Annotated in this window: 4 protein-coding genes and 1 pseudogene; all 5 read left to right on the top strand. The window is 43.3% G+C overall.

Going from position 1 to position 2,697, the window contains the following annotated elements; all coding sequences use genetic code 11:
* A pseudogene (locus tag ACQY63_RS12270) lies at positions 1-207 on the top strand (RNA-dependent DNA polymerase); the annotation flags it as partial.
* The gene (locus ACQY63_RS12265; protein ID WP_428245314.1) at positions 197-508 is read left to right on the top strand and encodes a branched-chain amino acid ABC transporter permease; all 312 of its coding nucleotides are present in this window, start codon (positions 197-199) and stop codon (positions 506-508) included. The pseudogene ACQY63_RS12270 and the gene ACQY63_RS12265, both read left to right, overlap by 11 nt.
* A 15-nt stretch (positions 509-523) precedes the next feature.
* A complete protein-coding gene (locus ACQY63_RS12260; RefSeq protein WP_087758590.1) occupies positions 524-907 on the top strand; it encodes a hypothetical protein in 384 nt (127 codons plus the stop codon).
* Between the two features lie 14 nt (positions 908-921).
* Complete coding sequence (locus ACQY63_RS12255; protein ID WP_428245313.1) at positions 922-1,950, top strand: N-acetylmuramoyl-L-alanine amidase; 1,029 nt, start codon at positions 922-924, stop codon at positions 1,948-1,950.
* Positions 1,951-1,960: 10 nt separating this feature from the next.
* Positions 1,961-2,697: hypothetical protein (locus tag ACQY63_RS12250; RefSeq protein WP_428245312.1), on the top strand; the 737-nt coding region annotated here is incomplete at its 3' end.

Below are 2,697 nucleotides of genomic sequence, written 5' to 3'. Positions count from 1 at the left end.
ATCTTGTCACATTTTGACAGTTACGGACTTAGGCAAAGCCTTAACACCCTGTTTAAGGAAAACGGTATGGTGGAAAAGAAAGAAGAGGTAAGCAGATGCACAGGAAAATGCGATAACTGCCAGAACTATACCGAAAGTTATTTTTGCGGATTTGCTACGCCATATTGCAAACTGCAAGGAAAGGAAATTACACACAATGTATATTGATTCAGCAGCAATTATAACTATTGCAAGCGTATTAGGGGCATTAACTGCCATTGGTGCGGTTGTATACAAGATTATCAAATGGTTTCAGGCACAACAGAAACAGACAGCCGATATTGAGGACTTAAAGAAACAGGAGAAAGAGGACATAAAGGCAATGGAAGATGAATTATGTTTACTCACTTATGCGGTATTGGCGTGTCTGAAAGGACTTAAAGAACAGGGATGTAACGGACCGGTCGCAGAAGCCATAGGAAAGATTGAAAAACATATCAATCAAAAGGCACACGGACAGGAAACATAGGAGGAAAAACAGAATATGAAATATCTTATTTGCGGAATCCTTGGCATTGCTATAGGATTCTTTGTTTTTTATTTGCTTTTTAGGATTGCGAACAAAGACAAGTTAAGCAGAAAGCTACAGGACGGAAGTAAAAAGAAACTTCCAAAGCCGAACTTTACAAAACTTGTATTGGTCGCAGTCCTTTTTACTTACTTTGTGGGCCTGTATATCGGTATCAAAGTGACACTTATCGACTACTCACAATTCGGGGTGCTTGCCACATACATAGCAACACCGACCACTACAGTAATTGCCTTGTATTGTTGGAAAGCCAAGGCAGAAAACATTATCAAAATCAAAAAGGGATACCCCGAGGAAACAAAGGATATTTCTGTTGATTTAAACAACATCAATATTTAAGGAGGTACGGCGTTATGGGAAAAACAATAACAGCCGGATTTATCAGCGATACAATTAACGGTATCGGGATAAATTCGAGTATCAAATGTAACAACGACAATCTGAACAACAACACAAGCCGAAGCGTATCTTATGTGGTAATGCACTATACAGGCAATTCAAAAGATACGGCAAAGGCAAATGCAAATTATTTCAGCGGTGCGGGGCGTAATGCTTCCGCTCATTTTTTTGTAGATGATGCGGAAATTTACCAAAGCGTAGAGTTGAGGGATACCGCTTGGCATTGCGGGGCAAAGTCCTATAAACACGGCTCTTGCAGAAATGCAAACAGCGTAGGCATTGAAATGTGTTGTACCGCCGGAAACTACAGAATTTCAGACAGGACAAAAGAAAATGCTGCATACCTTTGTGCATTTCTTTGTAAAATGCTTGGAATTGGTGCAAGTGGTGTTGATTCCTATGTATTACGCCATTATGACGTAACAGGTAAGAATTGCCCGGCTCAAATGGTAAGTAACCCTACGGAATGGCAGGCGTTCAAAAACAAGGTTAAGGGTATCTTAGGCGGTTCAGCATCCACAGGAGGACAGCATACCGCACAGCCGACAACGGACAATGTAGCAAGCTACAGAGTGAAGATTACCGCAGACGTATTAAATGTGCGTGTTGGTCCCGGAACGGATTACGGAGTAGCCACACAGGTAAAACAGGGAGAAGTATACACAATCGTAGGCGAAGTAAGAAACGGTAGCACCACTTGGGGCAAATTAAAGAGCGGTGCAGGGTATATAAGCCTTGGATATACGGAAAAATTAGCAGGAACAACCGCAAATACTCCACAGGATACAAGTTACAGGGTAAAAATCAATACCGCCGTTCTGAATGTCCGAAAGGGTCCCGGAACGAATTACCCGGTAACAACACAGGTAAAACAGGGCGAAGTATATACAATCGTTGGAGAGGAAAAGAACGGTAGCACCACTTGGGGCAGATTAAAGAGCGGTGCAGGGTATATAAGCCTTGGATATACACAGAGAGCGTAGGAGGTACACTATGGCAGTAACGGCAGCACAGGTAAAAAAGGTTGTTAAGGTCGCAAGCAGTATTATCTACTCACAGGAGGGTAATTACGGAAGCGTAAACAGAAACGACAACAACCACGGAATGAGCATAGGTAAGTGCCAATGGAACGCATATTGGGGCAGGGCATTGCCCCTTTTAAAGTCCATTGTTGAAAAGGACCAGGAACAGGCAAAGGAGATATTAGGGGATGCCCTGTATACAGAGATTGCCGGAAGTAGTGCGGATGCGTGGAACAGACAGGAGAGAGAAGCAACCGAAGAGGAAACTAAGGCAATATCAAAGTTACTGACAACCAAGGACGGAAAGGAAGTACAGGACGATTTAGCAGATGCAGATATTACAGGATATGTAAAGAACGGCGTAAAAATCGGCTTGGTATCCTTAAAAGCACTTGCCTATTTTGCAGACTTGGAGAACCAAGGCGGTAGCGGTGCGAGTTCACGCATTGCCAAGACGGCAGCAGAAGCCACAGGAGGGGCGGAAAAGGTAGGACTTGAAGAAATACACGCCTACGCCTTAAAAGATGCCACAATGGGGCAATATGAAAGCTGTAGAAGCAAAGTATACGAAGCAGTAAAGGAAAGCAATCTAGCGGACGTATCAAACGCCAAGACGGAAGAGAAACAGAATACACCGCAGAAGCCACAGGAAACGCCTACAGGACTTTCAAAAGGCGATATAGTAACATTCACAGGCGGAGGGGTTTA

The organism is Eubacterium sp. Marseille-QA0814 (genome assembly GCF_965119675.1).
Taxonomy (GTDB): Bacteria; Bacillota; Clostridia; order Lachnospirales; family Lachnospiraceae; genus Eubacterium_G.
The sequence above is the reverse complement of the archived record's forward strand: the minus strand, read 5'-3'. Positions and strand labels throughout refer to the sequence as shown.

Excerpts from the sequence above, each read along its gene's own strand:
- ACQY63_RS12265 (WP_428245314.1), top strand. The coding sequence starts at position 197 with ATGTATATTGATTCAGCAGCAATTATAACTATTGCAAGCGTATTAGGG.
- ACQY63_RS12260 (WP_087758590.1), top strand. The coding sequence starts at position 524 with ATGAAATATCTTATTTGCGGAATCCTTGGCATTGCTATAGGATTCTTT.
- ACQY63_RS12255 (WP_428245313.1), top strand. The coding sequence starts at position 922 with ATGGGAAAAACAATAACAGCCGGATTTATCAGCGATACAATTAACGGT.